Here is a 15,168-nt window from a genome sequence, read left to right on the forward strand (position 1 = left end):
TTCGATTATACGGAAGGAGTGCTGTCAATGAACTTAAACTTAAGAAACGCAATTATACACAATGTTTCAGGTAATTCACAAGACGAATTAAAGGATACAATTGTTGATGCTATCCAAAACGGAGAGGAAAAAATGCTCCCTGGATTAGGAGTATTATTCGAAGTGATTTGGAAGAACTCCTCTGATCAAGATAAACAGGAGATGCTTCAAACATTGGAGAATGGATTGAAATAAAGTGAAACTTCAATCAGTGGGTGTTTTCAATGCACAGGACGTGCTAGTGCCGATGTTACCACAGTACGTGGCAATCTTAGTCGGCCTTCATCCCACACTGATTGTTAGTTGAACCAATCGGGCATTTACGGGCTGTTGATCTCCCACCTAGAAATTTTCGTTTTAATCAAATTCTTTAAGTGGGGATCTTACAGCCCGTTAATCTGCGATAAATAGTATAAGCGAAAAAAGATGACCTAGTTGGCTCATCTTTTTTCTTTGTAATTATTGAAACGTAATCTTTTCAACCGTTTCTCTATCAAGGCGTTTAATGACCTCGGCAATTAACTTTACAGCATTTTCATAGTCATCACGGTGAAGCATGGCTGCATGCGAATGAATGTAGCGGGTAGCGATCGTAATGGATAATGCAGGTACTCCATTATGTGTTAAGTGAATAGCACCTGAATCTGTTCCACCTCCTGGCACAGCATCAAACTGATATGGAATATTCAATTCATCAGCTGTATCTGTTACTAAATCACGCAAGCCTTTGTGAGAAACCATGGACGCATCATAAAGAATGATTTGAGGGCCTTTACCCATTTTGCTTAATGCTTCTTTTTCTGTGATGCCAGGAGTATCTCCAGCGATTCCTACATCCACCCCGAAAGCAATATCCGGTTCAATTTTTTGTGCGGATGTACGGGCACCACGAAGTCCAACCTCTTCCTGAACTGTTCCTACTCCATAAACAATGTTTGGATGATCAGCATCTTTAAGTGATTTTAGAACATCAATGGCAATCGCACAGCCAATACGGTTATCCCATGCTTTTGCAAGAAGCATCTTTTCATTATTCATCACTGTAAATTCAAAATATGGAACGACCATATCACCAGGTTTCACGCCCCACTCCTTCGCTTCTTCCTTGCTAGAAGCACCGATATCAATAAACATATCTTTAATGTCTACTGGCTTTTTCCTTGCTTCTGGAGAAAGAATGTGCGGAGGCTTTGAACCGATGACTCCAGTTACATCCCCTTTGTTTGTCACAATCGTTACCCGCTGAGCAAGCATGACTTGTGACCACCAGCCGCCAACGGTCTGAAAACGAAGAAATCCTTTATCATCAATATTTGTAACCATAAAACCTACTTCGTCTAAATGGCCGGCAACCATTATTTTCGGGCCGTCCTCTTTCCCGACTTTTTTGGCAATTAAACTGCCAAGTCCATCAGTTGTCACTTCATCGGCATATTCACTTATGTATTTCTTCATGACTTCGCGGGGTTCACGCTCATTGCCAGGAATCCCTTTTGCATCAGTTAAATCCTTTAGCATCGTTAACGTTGCATCTAATTTCGTCATTATTTCGACTCCCTTAATATGTATTCGGTTTTATTATACTAAAATTTTCTAATAACAAAAAGAAAATACCCATTTAGTACCCTTGTCGTTGTCTTTCATAATTAACTTCATTTTTATCAATATATGCTTTCTCGATTTCCTTTGCATTAAAGCCCAGAAGCTCTCCTAATTGTATGTAGGCTTGAACAAGTTCTTTATAATCCTCTAATGCCTTGCTGTTTTTGAACATACTTACTAACTCAAACACATGCAAAAACTGATCACTTATAGAAGTTTTTGCTTCTTTCTGTCCTAAATATTCACTTTCCTGTGAAAAACCGCACTCTATTCCAAGTGAAAGAATAAAATGAACACCATCCACAAATTCTTCTAAAACAGTTTCCCTAGGGGATGAGGGTTTTAAACTCCAAAACTTGAAGCACCTCGTTTCATTCGCAAGTTCTCCTAATTCTACAAGTAATGCCAGCACTTTACGATCAATTAAATTTTCATTCTGCAGCTGATGCTTTGTTTCAATATGTTCATCCAGTCCTTTTTGCATAGTAAATAATTTTTGATAATTCATTTTACACCATCCTAATTTTAGGTCTACTTATAAATAATTATAAAAAAATTATAACAAAAGTATAGAAAGTTGAAACTTTTTTGTTGGGTTATTCGTAATGAAAGGAAAATACAATTGGAGGGGCTTCTTATGATGTGGCTAATACGCTTCCTGCTATTTGCTATTATAATTTTTCTCATCTATAGCGTGTTCAAATATTTATTAAATCCGAAACGGAAGCTCGAACTGGCCCATGAGCAGAAACGGTATTATTTCTTAGATGATTCTAACAATGTGCGTAAAAACTTTTTGATTACTTATAAAGGAGTTTTGTTTGAAGGGGAAAAATACTTAGGGACAACTGAAAACGCTTTTGAGGTCATCTCTATCTTTATTTGGCCTAGAAACCTTGCCTCACTGAAAGGAATGGTTCGAGAAGATTTACAATTTATCGAAAGAAAAGTATACGAAAATTACCCGAATGCAAAAATCGACTGGAAAAGTCCCATCAAAGAGTTTATGGAAAAAAGTAAGACACCCGAAACACCATTCAATGAACACAGTTAAAAACGTTCGGAAAATCCCGAACGTTTTTTCTTTATGCAGCTTTAAAAAATTCCCTCCACTTAATCACAGTTACTTTTTCCCTTAATATGAAAACAAGGACCCCAAGGGAGAGTAAGATGATGAGAAACATTGATGGAGTAAACCTACTTATAAATTCTCCAAACACCGTGTAGAAAATGGCTAAAGGCAGATTTGTTATCCATGAATTCTTAAGATAATCCTGAAAGCTTTTGTTTCGCTCAATTAGGCAAAAATTCAGTAAATGATAATGAATAAAGGGGATAAGCCTTAATACAGCTATTTGACCTACACTTAGATTCCGATACTCCCCAAACCATCGTTTTTTTAAGTTTGATAGTTTAGCATGTGTTTTCGGCATACGGCTAATAAGAAAATAGAAAAGAATACTGCTTAGCATTAAACCAATTAACGAGTATAAACTGCCAAAAAAACTGCCAAATAAAATTCCTCCTGTTAGACATACGAGAGGAACAGGAATAAAGAAAAATTGCCTTAAAATATGAAATAATATAAAGGCAATGGGGGCTAAAATTCCGGCTGTTTCAATCATCACAAATAGCAATGATAATTGATCATTCATCTTCACTCACCCTCTTAATGCTTAAAATCCTTGCTGTCTTCTTTTACAGCTTATTGAGGGATTCCGACAGTTATGACAAAAGATTAAATGCAAATAGGAGGAGACCTATTTCAAGGAGAGATAGTACCGGCAAACCGTATTTAAACTGGAAATGCTTTGTTTTATGACGGAAGGTTTTCATCCCTAGCGTCATGCCAGTAGCACCGAAAAAAATGGCTACAAGCCATAATGTATTTTCGCTTATTCGGTATTGATGGTTTTTTGCTTTATTCTTATCGATTTTCATCAAGTAAAAACCCGCTATATTAATAATGATAAACAAAGTAATAAATATCTTTAGCATGATTTATACCTCCAAAATAGAAAAGCCATCCTCTAATCGAGAATGGCAGATATATTACTTGCTTAAGTTTTGCTTAGCTACAGATGCTAATTCAGCGAATGCTTTTTCGTCAGCGATTGCTAATTCAGCAAGCATTTTGCGGTTTACTTCGATGCCAGCAAGCTTTAAACCGTGCATTAAACGGCTGTAAGAAAGACCGTTCATGCGAGCTGCTGCGTTAATACGAGTAACCCATAGTTTGCGGAAATCGCGCTTTTTGTTGCGACGATCACGGTAAGCATACATTAAAGATTTCATTACTTGTTGGTTAGCAACTTTATATAATGTATGTTTTGAACCGAAATAACCTTTAGCTAATTTAAGAACTTTTTTACGACGTTTGCGAGTAACTGTACCGCCTTTTACACGTGGCATATGATTTCCCTCCTAATATCGGATATTACTTAAGATTTACTAATAAGAAACGGATGCGTTTGTAATCGCCTGAAGAAACAAGAGTTCCTTTGCGAAGCTTACGCTTTTGTTTTTGAGATTTATTAGCGAACAAGTGGCTTGTGTAAGCGTGGTGACGCTTAAGTTTTCCAGATCCTGTTCTTTTGAAACGCTTAGCAGCGCCGCGGTGAGTTTTCATTTTTGGCATTTGGAATTCCTCCTCTTACTTTTCGTTTTTAGGTGCTAGCATCATGAACATACTGCGGCCATCCATTTTCGGATGTGATTCTACAGTAGCTACTTCTGTGCAAGCCTCAGCAAAGCGAACTAATACACGATGACCAATTTCCTTATGGGTAATGGCACGTCCTTTAAATCGAATCGATGCTTTAACTTTATCGCCTTTTTCAAGGAATTTAATTGCATTGCGAAGCTTTGTATTAAAATCATGCTCATCAATTGTTGGGCTTAGACGAACTTCTTTAACACTGATAATCTTTTGATTTTTGCGAGCTTCTTTATCTTTCTTCTGCTGCTCGAACTTGAACTTTCCATAGTCCATGATACGGGCTACAGGAGGTTTTGCATTCGGTGCAACAAGAACAACATCAAGATTAACTCGTGCAGCAATTTCAAGTGCTTCGATTTTTGACTTGATTCCTAATTGCTCGCCGTTTTGGTCAATAAGACGAACTTCACGGGCGCGAATGCCCTCGTTTAACAACATATCTTTGCTAATAGTTAGACACCTCCAAGGTTAATATGCGAACACAACATTTGGGTCAAGAAGGCATTAGAGCCTATTGCACCGGACGAAAGCTACATTCGCAAGAATACATAACATATCTGTTCCAAAGAGACGCAGATCTGTTTAAATCCAATAAAAAAAGTGTGGATGACAACACCCACACTTTACGTACAAAATTTAAACAACAATGTTTACGTAAAACCTGCCAACTGCTCTTTGCGTCAATCAGGTGAGAAGCGGGTGCTTCTTCTTTTCCTCAAACTGTATTCAATTTACCTTAGCAACTATATCACAAAAGATGTTTTCATGTCAAACGTTCATTTCTGTTGCAACGAAGAAAATTGTAACAAATGTATCGGAATCATGCAATACATTTTTGAGATTTTCCAATAATTGAGCAGAGTTTCTCAAACTTTAGAGCTCTAGAAAGTCGCTGATATATTCGGAAAGTTGTCGATATATCTCAATTATCTTTTAACTTCTTCCTTCAATCCCGCAATAAAATCTGCAAATGGAACTGTTTCAGATTTCTGCTCTCCATATTTACGAACATTGACCGCCTTTTCGGCTACCTCATTATCGCCGACTACAAGCATATATGGAGTTTTTTGCATTTGAGCTTCGCGAATTTTGTAGCCAATTTTCTCGTTTCGGTCATCAAGCTCCACACGGAAGCCTTCAGCTTTAAGTTGTTCAAGCACTTCCTTTGCATAGTCGTAGTGAACATCTGGCGAAACAGGAATGACTTGAACTTGAACAGGTGCAAGCCATGTTGGGAATGCCCCTTTATACTCTTCAATTAAGAAGGCTACAAAGCGTTCCATTGTTGAAACAACACCACGGTGAATAACGACTGGACGATGATGTTTGCCATCTTCCCCGATATAAGTTAGATCAAAGCGCTCAGGCAATAAGAAGTCTAACTGTACTGTTGATAAAGTCTCTTCCTTGCCTAAAGCAGTTTTTACTTGTACATCCAGTTTTGGACCGTAAAAAGCAGCTTCTCCTTCAGCCTCGAAATAGTCGAGCCCAATTTCATCCATAGCCTCTTTCAGCATGGCTTGTGCTTTTTCCCACATTTGGTCATCATCGAAATACTTCTCTTTATCTTGCGGATCACGATAAGATAAGCGGAAAGAATAATCCTCGATGCCAAAGTCTTTATACACGTCAAGTACAAGCCGGACAACACGAATAAATTCTTCTTTAATTTGGTCAGGACGGACAAAGATATGAGCGTCATTTAATGTCATTCCACGTACACGCTGAAGACCAGACAATGCTCCAGACATTTCATAGCGATGCATCGTTCCAAGCTCTGCAATCCGAATTGGAAGCTCACGGTAGCTGTGAATGCCATTTTTATAAATCATCATGTGGTGCGGACAGTTCATCGGACGAAGAACGAGCTGCTCATTGTCCATTTCCATGACAGGGAACATATCCTCTTGGTAATGGTCCCAGTGACCAGACGTTTTGTATAGCTCTACACTTCCCATAACTGGTGTATACACATGGTCATAGCCTAAACGTACTTCCTTATCAACAATATAGCGCTCAACGATACGGCGAATTGTTGCTCCTTTTGGAAGCCATAGCGGCAGGCCTTGTCCTACTTTTTGTGAGTTTGTAAATAAATTTAACTCTTTCCCGATCTTACGGTGATCACGTTCTTTTGCTTCCTCAAGCAGGCGCAAATGCTCTGCTAAATCTTCCTTCTTAAAGAAAGCTGTTCCATATATGCGCTGCAGCATTTTATTATCGCTGTTTCCGCGCCAGTAAGCACCGGCAATGCTTAGTAGCTTTAATTCCTTCAGCTTGCCAGTAGATGGCACGTGAACACCGCGGCAAAGGTCAACAAACTCTCCTTGCTCATAAAGTGTCACTGTCTCATCCGCTGGGATTGCTTCGATCAGCTCCAATTTATATTCATCATCAATTTCCTTGAACAATTTAACAGCTTCATCACGGCTAACTTCCTTGCGAATGATATCAATGTTTTCATTGATGATCTTTTTCATTTCTTTTTCAATAAGCGGCAGATCTTCTGGAGTCAAGGATTGCTCAAGATCAATATCATAGTAGAACCCGCCTTCGATGACAGGACCTACACCGAGCTTAACATTTTTATATAGGCGCTTAATCGCTTGTGCCATTAAGTGTGCTGAACTGTGGCGAAGTACTTCCAATGCATCGCTGCTGTCTTGAGTAACGATTTCGACCGCTCCATCTTCTTCAATTGGACGGCGCAGGTCGTACATTTCGCCATTGAATTTACCTGCTATCGCCTTCTTCTTAAGTCCAGGACTTATAGAAGCAGCGATATCTTCTGTTGTCGTCCCTTTAGGAAACTCCTTTACAGCCCCATCGGGAAACGATACTTTAATTAAATCTGACATAGCAAATCCTCCTATTTGGATAAAAATAAAAAAACTCGTCCCTAAAAAAGGGACGAGTTGTAATTAACACGTGGTTCCACCCTACTTCTCATTTCACAAAAATATGTGTCAAATGACTTGTAGCAATTTAACGGCTTGTGACCGTCAGCCCATTTCCGAGCTGAAGTTCAAAGGTGGTAAGCATTCTATTCGTGTTAGGAAGGTTCCAGCCTTGCCTTCCCTCTCTTTAAACCGTAAAAGAATACCCTTGTCCTTATCAAAACTTATATTTATTAAGAATTGATGCACTTCATATTATGTACGTTATTATAGTTTGTTATTTCAGGAAAATCAAGGGCATCTTTATATTTTTTCATCAGCTGTATACGTTAGCATACTTTTATTTTTATAAAATTTACTAGTTGAGCTTATCACGAGTCTTTCTTCAAAAATATTTTGGATTGTTCTAACGAGTGCCTGCTCCTTATACTCGGTATAAAGATAAATAATGGCCGGTGCAATGGAAAGCAATGGGGCAATCGTAACTGAATCCACATAAACAGGGTGATTAATCAGAAGCCTTCTATCAATCATATGTGCTAAATCCGCCCGTTTCATTTCATCATAGTTTTCATTAAAAAAATGAATGCCATCATCAATTAGTAAATGAATGTGGTCGAACTTCGCTTCTCTACCTGTTAAAAAATCCCTTAAAGTTTGAATAAACATTTGGTACTCTTGCTCCATTTTATATTCATCTATTGAAATTTCTACATATTTGGCCATTTGGTCCATTATTGGACGCAATCTAAATTTTACAAAGGAATCGAAGGAAAAGTTAATATTCTCATGGAAGATTTCATTAATCGTATTTTTAATATTCCCCTCCATATCTACATCACTCAGGAAAGTGGTAAGGTCCTTTCTATTTCCTTCTAGGATGGAATGAATAATCTCAAGAATTTGCTGCTGTTCCTCCTCATCCTGATAATAATAATGTTCAGCTATAATTCTGCGAAACCAATTATCTTGTTTACTAGTAATAATAAACTTATAGAAAACTTCTTTTATCATTTCTAAATCCTTTTTCATTTGTGGCTCGATCTGGATTCGAACTATATGGTGATCTTCAATTTGAAGAATATTTTTATTGGAAAGTGCGGAAGAAGCTAAATAATATTGTAAATATCTAAAAAGATTTTTAGCATCCTCGGTCTTCTGGAAAGTGATTTCGATCAACCAAATCCCCCCTTTATATAGTATTCTGTTTTAAATGTATATGGGGAATTTGGACAAAATAGAAGTGCTGATAAGAATTCATATGTATGTTGAGGATAATAAAGTGAAACTTCAATCAGTGGGGGTTTTCCTTCATCCCCCACTGATTGTTAGTTGAACCAATCGGGCCTTTACGGACTGTTGATCCCCCACTTAGAATTTTTTTGTTTTACTCAACTTCTTGAAGTGGGGATCTTACAGCCCGTTAATCTGCGATAAATTCATCTCTAAAAAAACAGAGCCATCCTGAGAATAGGACAGCTCTAAATAATTTTATTAACTCTTTCCAGTGAAAACCAATAGGTATACCGTTTATTCAGGCTTTAACATCTAAACTCTGCGGTTCCGTCCTTCCACGGCAACTGGTTCCGCTAAATATCTGATCCTCTCCATTATGCGCCGGGCTTTCATTTTCTCTTCTTCTCCTCGCTGGCTGTAGGATAAATGATGTTCCAGTCCTTGAAAATCAAAATTAGAAGTAAAAAAAGTCGGCAGGCTTTCGAGCATTCGAAATTGTAGGATGGGTCCCATGACCTCATCTCTCGTCCAGCTAGACATCGCTTCTGCACCAATGTCATCAAACATTAAAACAGGCACTTTTTTGATAGTCTCAACCTTTTCATTAAGAGTAGAATCAGCAATTGAGCTTTTTAGTTCCCTTAAAAGTTCAGGGACATACACAATCATGGACGAAACTTCTTTTTTAGCCAATTCATTAGCAATAACACCTAGTAAATATGATTTTCCAACTCCAAATTTCCCATAAAAGTATAATCCCTTCTGTCTGGAGCCTGGTTTATAATTCATAATAAACGAAGCAGCCTTCTGAACAGCATCAATTCTTTCATCATCCTCATAAATGGAATCAAAGGAAGCCTCAAGGATATCCCTTGGAACATGCAAGCTTTGAATTAATTTTTCATTTTTGCGTTTCTCATCGTCCATAACCTTTCGAGGACATTTGTCGTAATGTAATGCAATGCTGCCTCTTTCTATAACAAGCTTTGGATGATAGCCCTTCATGAAATTCACACATCCATCTAAGCTTGGACATCGATTACATTCCTTGCTTTGATTACAATATTCATAAAGCTTCACCATGCTTATTTCAATCATTTTCTCGGTTAATTCATCTTGATGGCTTTTGAGAAAGGCCTTCACATCTGGATTATTTAATGTTTCCCTGCGCTGCATTTCATATCTTTTTTGAAAATCCTCTCTGCCAGCCAATCGTTTTAATGTGTCATTAATTCTTTCCATTAGTCAGCCTCTTTTCCTGAACGTAACTTCTTTATTGTTTCTTGAAGTTCTCTCTTTTTCAGTTCAAGATCTTCATCCTGTTGTTTATTGATTGATTCTTGTGCAGGGGTACCTGTTTCGTCAAACCAGTCAGGAAGCATTTCCGTTCGAATCGGTTTCTTTTTTCCTGCATAATTAGCTGGTTTCTTATTCCCGTCTCCCCATTCCATATATTGCCTATGTTCATTTTTGGCTAAATCAATAGCCGCTTTTGCCGTTTTTATTTTCTTTCTTGCCCAGTGGCTCGCTATTTTTTCTACATAGCCTTTCGTTAATTTCATATCTGTCTTCAGCATGACATATTGAATCAGTACATTTACAACCCCCGGAGGCAGCTTTTGATTAAACATAACACCTTCAATAATTTGCAGATCCCCTTTTGAAGGCTCTGCCCCACCAGAAAGATCCTTTAGCACTTGCCTAGGTGAAGTAATCTCTAAAGCACGAAGCAATTCCTCTTCCTTCGTTTCGGGCTCCTTTATTTGCGTCCTCTGTGCCATTGGCTGTGTTCGATCAACTAATGATGGAAGCTGATCATGATGTTGAAATTGGTACCAATCACGAGCAGACTTCCTCAACTCTTCTATGTTTATTTCATTATCTTCTGTAATGGCGCTGATGACAATATTTTTCATTTGGATCGCATCTATTCCATATAAAAAAGCAAGATTGCTGACCGCATTTTTTACTTTTTTTGTGAAAGCCTCTTTCGGAATCAGGGACTCATTTAGTCCAGCTTCAAGAAGCTTAAAATTAAATGTATCATGAATGATTTGTATACGGTCCTGTTCATCTCTTCTGATAAAACTTTTCCCTTCTGAAGCTTGCATCATCTCTTCGGCTTCTGAATCATAAGAAATAGAGTCCATATGACTTGTCATAAAAATATCCTGAAATGATTTGGTAACTTCAAAGTAATTCCCCTTAGAATCCACCTTATCTTCTGAAAAAAACCGCTTTAATCTCGAATATTGATTTTTACCAATTTTTTTGTACAAATATATATTTAGCATTCCATCTAAAAAAAATTGTTCCGGTGTTAAAGGCGGGATCAATTCGTAAATAAATGATCTGGCATCTTCATCTTTTTTTTCATAAACCTTCATAAGCCCAATACCTTCAAGCTTTATACGGGCTTTGTAAATCTCATTTAAGCCTAAATCCATAAAATTCATCAGGCTGTGATGTGAATTAGAGCTGGACCATAATCGATTTTCTTCCAACTCCGACCATAATGTCATGTATAAACTAAAACAAGTAGATCCGATTAAGGGCTGATACAAAAAAGTTAGCACTTTTCGGTCATAAGCATGCAAAAGCCCGCTAGCAGCTACCACATATCGATCAATCGGAACCAATTCCTGCCAATGCTGAACCATTTTATCAACCTTTCAATTCAATAATAATCATTTACCAAAAAAGAGCTAAAGATTTCTTTAGCTCAAAGAACGTGCCCCTTTTATTCCTTTTCTTTCTTAATCAATTCTTTCAATTCATCAATAAAGACATTGATATCTTTAAACTGCCGATAAACCGATGCAAATCTTACGTAGGCGACATCATCGATTTTAGCCAGCCTGTCCATTACCATTTCACCAACAGCTTCACTTTGAATTTCAGAGACACCATTACTGCGGAGTTCCTTCTCGACACTGGAAGTAATTTCTTCCAGCTCTTTCAGGGCAACAGGACGTTTCTCACAAGCTTTAATAAGACCCCGTAATATTTTATCACGGCTGAATTCTTCCCTTGTTCCCTCTTTTTTGACGACAATAAGAGGAATTTCCTCAACCTTTTCAAAGGTTGTGAAACGATATCCGCAGGCTTCGCATTCTCGTCTGCGCCGAATGGAACGGTAGTCATCAACAGGACGAGAATCAAGTACACGTGTATTGTTATTTTGACATGAAGGACATTTCATACAATCAGCTCCGGATTCTTTTCATTCAAAATGCTCGGGTACTATTATTGTACTATTTTTTAGATAAAAGCCCAATAGTTAATGAGTCCGAAAATGGGCAAATTAAAAGAGGTGTATAAAATACACCTCTGAATTTTCATGCCTTTTGTTATTATAAAGCATTAGCTTGCGCTTGTTTAACTTGAACTGGACCCATCCCGCGTGGAATTTCGATATTCTCACACGTTTCTGCACCTAACGCCTCTGCAATGTAGTTTGCAGCAATGCTAGGGTCAAGATCTCCACACGTATATACATCAATGCTGGCATAACCATGCTCAGGAAAGCTGTGAATAGTTAAATGCGATTCAGAGATGATAACAACTCCGCTCACACCCTGTGGTGCAAACTTATGAAATGCCACCTCTCGGATTTCAGCACCCGATTTTAATGCTGCATCTACAAAAGTACGCTCAATAAAATCCATATCATTTAACTTTTCAAAATCGCATCCCCAAAGTTCTGAGATTACGTGACGACCCATCGTTTCCATATTCAAATTTCCCCCTTTAACAATAATAATGACATTCTACATTTCCAGATAACTACCACGGGGGAAAGTTAGTCCAAAGAGGTCCTAACCCTTTAAGTAGCCACTATAAACAAAATAATAGAAGTTCACGATGACTAGTATACTTTGTTTAATTTCTTTTTGCAATACAGTTCTAAAAATTTGTTAAAGGGTTCTCTTTGTCCTCTTTTATAATAAGGCTCAAAAGAGGACTGTCTATCGATTTTACTAGAGATGGATATGATTGCAAAATAGAAAAGCGGAAGCGCCTCGCCCACCCCCGACAAGCACAAGACGATCCTCCCTGAAAGGTGAGCTCTACCTTTCAGGATTGGCTTATGACCTCGAGGTCGACAAAAACGCAACATCCTCCCAAAAGCTTCACTTTTGGTCGTGCGATGTTTCGCTGCCGAGGCTTTCCTTGTCCTGTCGCATTGTCGACACTAGTACGTCCTGTACGTCGGGGGTAGGCGCTGGAGCTAGACAAATACCAAAAATGTTATACTTTTATAAAATTATTATATACTATTTAGAATAAATGAAAAGAAATGAGTATTAAGGCAGGAGTTTATTGGAAGGAGCCTGTCTTTTGGAAACAGGCTCCAAATGGAAAACCCACGTTATTTAACAATAATTTCGTTTACATTTGCAAACTTTTTAATCAATTCAGCCAGTAAAACCATTTGATTTAGCCTGTTTTGCCGAAGTTCTATATGATCTGCCATGACCATCGTGTTATCAAAATATTGATCGATTTCAGGCTTCATAGATATGAGCAAACCAAATTTGTCACTTTCTGAAGTATGAGCAGTAAACTTTTCTTTGACAAGCATATATTTATTGTACAGATTTTTTTCAAATTCATTTTCAAATAAATCAGGTTTAACTTCACTAGGATTTTCAGCTTTAGATGAAATATTTAAAACTCGGCTTAAAGCCTCCATGCTTTCCTTAAAGCCATTATCCTCTTTTCTAGTTTCTAATACTTCAGCTCTTCTTACTAGGGATGGGAGTGCACCAATTTCATTGCCTAGAACTGCTTCAATTAAATCATACCGCACATGCTTTTCTTGAAGGATATGCTTAATTCTTAGTTTAAAGAATGCAATTAATTCTCCGGCAAGTTCTGATTTAGATTTCTTAGCAATTCCAGCCTCTTCAACTAAGGCTAACGCAGAATCAATTAGACTTTCTAAAGACAAATCCCACTCTTTATTTATTAGAGTCTGAACAATACCTGTAGCTTGGCGTCTTAGTGCATATGGATCCTGTGAACCGCTTGGGATAATGCCAATAGCAAAGCAAGCGGCAATAGTATCCATTTTTTCTGCTATTGACAGTGCAGCTCCTGCATGGCTTCCTGGGGTACTGTCATCAGCATTCCTTGGCATATAATGTTCATTTATGGCTTTAGCAACTGCAGGTTTTTCTCCCTTTTGCAAAGCATACTTTTCACCCATAAAACCTTGTAATTCTGGAAATTCGTAAACCATATTTGTTACAAGGTCAAATTTGCAAATTTCACTAGCTCTGTCGGCAGCTACTTTATCTTCTGTGCTAAAATCTAGCTTATCAGCTATCTCATTTGTTAGTTTTCGAACACGATTTACCTTTTCAGCAAGTGTACCGATTTCTTCATGATAGACAATAGCTTTTAGCTTACTTAATGAATCTTCAATTTCAGTTTTTTGGTCTTCTTTATAGAAAAAGGCTGCATCAGATAATCTTGCTCTAAGTACCTTTTCATTCCCCTTAGCTACTTTTTCTAAATGTTCATGCCCGCCATTTCGAACGGTCACAAAGAAGGGAAGCAGCTTTCCTGCCTTTGATTTGACAGGAAAGTAACGCTGGTGCTCTTTCATAGAAGTTATTAAAACCTCTTCAGGAATTTCTAAAAACTCTTCTTCAAAGCGTCCAAAAAGAGCTGTAGGGTACTCAACAAGGTTCGTAACCTCTTCTAGCAGATTTTCATCAATTGGAATGACCCAATTATTTTCCTCGGCGATTGTTTCTATTTGTGCAGTAATTGCGCTTTTTCTTTCAGCAGGATCAACAATCACATATTGACTAAGCATAGCCTTTTCATAATCTTTTGGCTCATGTATGTCAATTTTGTCTCCAAGGAAACGATGACCTAGTGTCCAATTGGATGTCTCTACCGCTGTGATTGAAAATGGGATCACTTCATTACCGAATAACGCAAGCAGCCATTTAATGGGACGGACGTACCGAAGATCATTATTAGCCCATTTCATGTTTTTCGGGAATGTCATAGCTGTTATAATTTGCTGCAATTCCGGCAGCAAAGTTATAGTTTCTTGGCCTTGAATAAATTTTTTCACATGGACATATTCAACACCATTTATTTCTTTAAAGAAAATATCGTCTACACTAGCCCCTTGTCCACGGCAAAAGCCAATAGCTGCCTTTGACCATTCATCATTTTCACCAATCGCAATCTTTCTTGCTGGACCCTTTGCTTCCTCGTGAACATCCTCTTGAGATTCATCTACACCTGATACGAGAACCGCTAACCTACGCGGTGAAGAAAAAGCATCAATATGGTCAAAGTTTATCTTTTTTTCTAATAACCAAGCTTGGATTTTATCTGAAAGCTGATTCATCGAATTTGTAACAAATCTTGCTGGCATTTCTTCTAATCCTACTTCTAAAAGGAGATCTCTTTTAGTCACGATTCCATTCCTCCCTTACCCGAAAAGCTCAAGCGGCTTGATCAGCCCCGACAAGCATAAGACAAGCCGGCAAGAAGGTTGTTTTTTAACCTTATTGACGGATTGGCTTATGACCTCGAGGTCGACAAAAACGCGACGTCCTGTCGCATTGTCGACACTAGTACATCCTGTACGTTGGGGCTAGACGCTGGAGCTAGACAGTTATCATATTTTAAAAAGGTTATACATTT

16 protein-coding genes and 2 other annotated features are annotated in these 15,168 nt (G+C 38.0%); of the genes, 2 read left to right on the forward strand and 14 right to left on the reverse strand.

What is annotated here, in order from left to right; all coding sequences use genetic code 11:
* Nucleotides 1-27: 27 nt before the first annotated feature.
* A complete protein-coding gene (sspI, locus tag V7122_RS07635; protein WP_335344223.1) occupies nt 28-234 on the forward strand; it encodes a small acid-soluble spore protein SspI in 207 nt (68 codons plus the stop codon).
* A gap of 264 nt (nt 235-498) precedes the next feature.
* Here the strand turns inward: sspI and V7122_RS07640 are convergent, their stop codons facing one another.
* On the reverse strand, nt 499-1,584 hold the full coding sequence (locus tag V7122_RS07640) for a M42 family metallopeptidase (RefSeq protein ID WP_335344224.1): 1,086 nt from the start codon (nt 1,582-1,584) through the stop codon (nt 499-501).
* Nucleotides 1,585-1,657: 73 nt separating this feature from the next.
* Entirely contained in the window at nt 1,658-2,149 is a 492-nt protein-coding gene (locus tag V7122_RS07645; protein ID WP_335344225.1) for a dUTP diphosphatase, read from the reverse strand.
* Nucleotides 2,150-2,278: 129 nt separating this feature from the next.
* Here V7122_RS07645 and V7122_RS07650 point away from each other — a divergent pair, with 129 nt between their 5' ends.
* Nucleotides 2,279-2,695 carry a sigma-w pathway protein ysdB gene (locus tag V7122_RS07650; protein WP_335344226.1) on the forward strand — a complete coding sequence of 139 codons (417 nt, stop codon included), beginning with the start codon at nt 2,279-2,281 and terminating at the stop codon, nt 2,693-2,695.
* A gap of 31 nt (nt 2,696-2,726) precedes the next feature.
* Here V7122_RS07650 and V7122_RS07655 read toward each other — a convergent pair whose 3' ends face one another.
* The 12 genes from V7122_RS07655 to glyS form a co-directional block, all read right to left on the reverse strand.
* Nucleotides 2,727-3,296: a TVP38/TMEM64 family protein gene (locus tag V7122_RS07655; RefSeq protein WP_335526213.1), complete on the reverse strand. Its 570-nt coding sequence runs from the start codon at nt 3,294-3,296 to the stop codon at nt 2,727-2,729.
* Nucleotides 3,297-3,366: 70 nt separating this feature from the next.
* Complete coding sequence (locus tag V7122_RS07660; protein ID WP_335344228.1) at nt 3,367-3,639, reverse strand: DUF1294 domain-containing protein; 273 nt, start codon at nt 3,637-3,639, stop codon at nt 3,367-3,369.
* Between the two features lie 54 nt (nt 3,640-3,693).
* Nucleotides 3,694-4,053 carry a 50S ribosomal protein L20 gene (rplT, locus tag V7122_RS07665; protein WP_335344229.1) on the reverse strand — a complete coding sequence of 120 codons (360 nt, stop codon included), beginning with the start codon at nt 4,051-4,053 and terminating at the stop codon, nt 3,694-3,696.
* 25 nt (nt 4,054-4,078) lie between these two features.
* A complete protein-coding gene (rpmI, locus tag V7122_RS07670) occupies nt 4,079-4,279 on the reverse strand; it encodes a 50S ribosomal protein L35 (RefSeq protein WP_066292584.1) in 201 nt (66 codons plus the stop codon).
* A gap of 15 nt (nt 4,280-4,294) precedes the next feature.
* On the reverse strand, nt 4,295-4,798 hold the full coding sequence (gene infC, locus V7122_RS07675) for a translation initiation factor IF-3 (protein ID WP_066292582.1): 504 nt from the start codon (nt 4,796-4,798) through the stop codon (nt 4,295-4,297).
* A gap of 150 nt (nt 4,799-4,948) precedes the next feature.
* Nucleotides 4,949-5,077 (reverse strand) — a sequence feature (ribosomal protein L20 leader region).
* Between the two features lie 209 nt (nt 5,078-5,286).
* Nucleotides 5,287-7,218 carry a threonine--tRNA ligase gene (gene thrS / locus V7122_RS07680; RefSeq protein ID WP_335344231.1) on the reverse strand — a complete coding sequence of 644 codons (1,932 nt, stop codon included), beginning with the start codon at nt 7,216-7,218 and terminating at the stop codon, nt 5,287-5,289.
* A 45-nt stretch (nt 7,219-7,263) separates the two neighbouring features.
* Nucleotides 7,264-7,487, reverse strand: a binding site (T-box leader).
* Nucleotides 7,488-7,560: 73 nt separating this feature from the next.
* Complete coding sequence (ytxC, locus tag V7122_RS07685) at nt 7,561-8,436, reverse strand: putative sporulation protein YtxC (RefSeq protein WP_335344232.1); 876 nt, start codon at nt 8,434-8,436, stop codon at nt 7,561-7,563.
* 369 nt (nt 8,437-8,805) lie between these two features.
* Nucleotides 8,806-9,735, reverse strand: a complete 930-nt coding sequence (dnaI, locus tag V7122_RS07690) for a primosomal protein DnaI (protein ID WP_335344233.1) — start codon at nt 9,733-9,735, stop codon at nt 8,806-8,808.
* The gene (locus V7122_RS07695; RefSeq protein WP_335344234.1) at nt 9,735-11,153 is read right to left on the reverse strand and encodes a replication initiation and membrane attachment family protein; all 1,419 of its coding nucleotides are present in this window, start codon (nt 11,151-11,153) and stop codon (nt 9,735-9,737) included. The genes dnaI and V7122_RS07695 overlap by 1 nt, the downstream gene beginning before the upstream one ends.
* 80 nt (nt 11,154-11,233) lie before the next feature.
* The gene (gene nrdR, locus V7122_RS07700) at nt 11,234-11,695 is read right to left on the reverse strand and encodes a transcriptional regulator NrdR (protein WP_066292568.1); all 462 of its coding nucleotides are present in this window, start codon (nt 11,693-11,695) and stop codon (nt 11,234-11,236) included.
* Nucleotides 11,696-11,846: 151 nt separating this feature from the next.
* Nucleotides 11,847-12,227, reverse strand: coding sequence for an adenosylmethionine decarboxylase (speD, locus tag V7122_RS07705; RefSeq protein WP_066292566.1), 381 nt, complete (start codon nt 12,225-12,227; stop codon nt 11,847-11,849).
* A 638-nt stretch (nt 12,228-12,865) separates the two neighbouring features.
* Nucleotides 12,866-14,938 carry a glycine--tRNA ligase subunit beta gene (gene glyS, locus V7122_RS07710; RefSeq protein ID WP_335526216.1) on the reverse strand — a complete coding sequence of 691 codons (2,073 nt, stop codon included), beginning with the start codon at nt 14,936-14,938 and terminating at the stop codon, nt 12,866-12,868.
* Between the last annotated feature and the right edge of the window lie 230 nt (nt 14,939-15,168).

Origin of the sequence: Bacillus sp. JJ1532 (assembly GCF_036965085.1) — a bacterium.
GTDB lineage: Bacteria > Bacillota > Bacilli > Bacillales > Cytobacillaceae > Cytobacillus.

What these genes read in the sequence shown, in the direction of transcription:
- sspI (WP_335344223.1), top strand. Translation starts at nt 28, where the DNA reads ATGAACTTAAACTTAAGAAACGCAATTATACACAATGTTTCAGGTAAT.
- V7122_RS07640 (WP_335344224.1), bottom strand. Translation starts at nt 1,584, where the DNA reads ATGACGAAATTAGATGCAACGTTAACGATGCTAAAGGATTTAACTGAT.
- V7122_RS07645 (WP_335344225.1), bottom strand. Translation starts at nt 2,149, where the DNA reads ATGAATTATCAAAAATTATTTACTATGCAAAAAGGACTGGATGAACAT.
- V7122_RS07650 (WP_335344226.1), top strand. Translation starts at nt 2,279, where the DNA reads ATGATGTGGCTAATACGCTTCCTGCTATTTGCTATTATAATTTTTCTC.
- V7122_RS07655 (WP_335526213.1), bottom strand. Translation starts at nt 3,296, where the DNA reads ATGAATGATCAATTATCATTGCTATTTGTGATGATTGAAACAGCCGGA.
- V7122_RS07660 (WP_335344228.1), bottom strand. Translation starts at nt 3,639, where the DNA reads ATGCTAAAGATATTTATTACTTTGTTTATCATTATTAATATAGCGGGT.
- rplT (WP_335344229.1), bottom strand. Translation starts at nt 4,053, where the DNA reads ATGCCACGTGTAAAAGGCGGTACAGTTACTCGCAAACGTCGTAAAAAA.
- rpmI (WP_066292584.1), bottom strand. Translation starts at nt 4,279, where the DNA reads ATGCCAAAAATGAAAACTCACCGCGGCGCTGCTAAGCGTTTCAAAAGA.
- infC (WP_066292582.1), bottom strand. Translation starts at nt 4,798, where the DNA reads ATGTTGTTAAACGAGGGCATTCGCGCCCGTGAAGTTCGTCTTATTGAC.
- thrS (WP_335344231.1), bottom strand. Translation starts at nt 7,218, where the DNA reads ATGTCAGATTTAATTAAAGTATCGTTTCCCGATGGGGCTGTAAAGGAG.
- dnaI (WP_335344233.1), bottom strand. Translation starts at nt 9,735, where the DNA reads ATGGAAAGAATTAATGACACATTAAAACGATTGGCTGGCAGAGAGGAT.
- V7122_RS07695 (WP_335344234.1), bottom strand. Translation starts at nt 11,153, where the DNA reads ATGGTTCAGCATTGGCAGGAATTGGTTCCGATTGATCGATATGTGGTA.
- nrdR (WP_066292568.1), bottom strand. Translation starts at nt 11,695, where the DNA reads ATGAAATGTCCTTCATGTCAAAATAACAATACACGTGTACTTGATTCT.
- speD (WP_066292566.1), bottom strand. Translation starts at nt 12,227, where the DNA reads ATGGAAACGATGGGTCGTCACGTAATCTCAGAACTTTGGGGATGCGAT.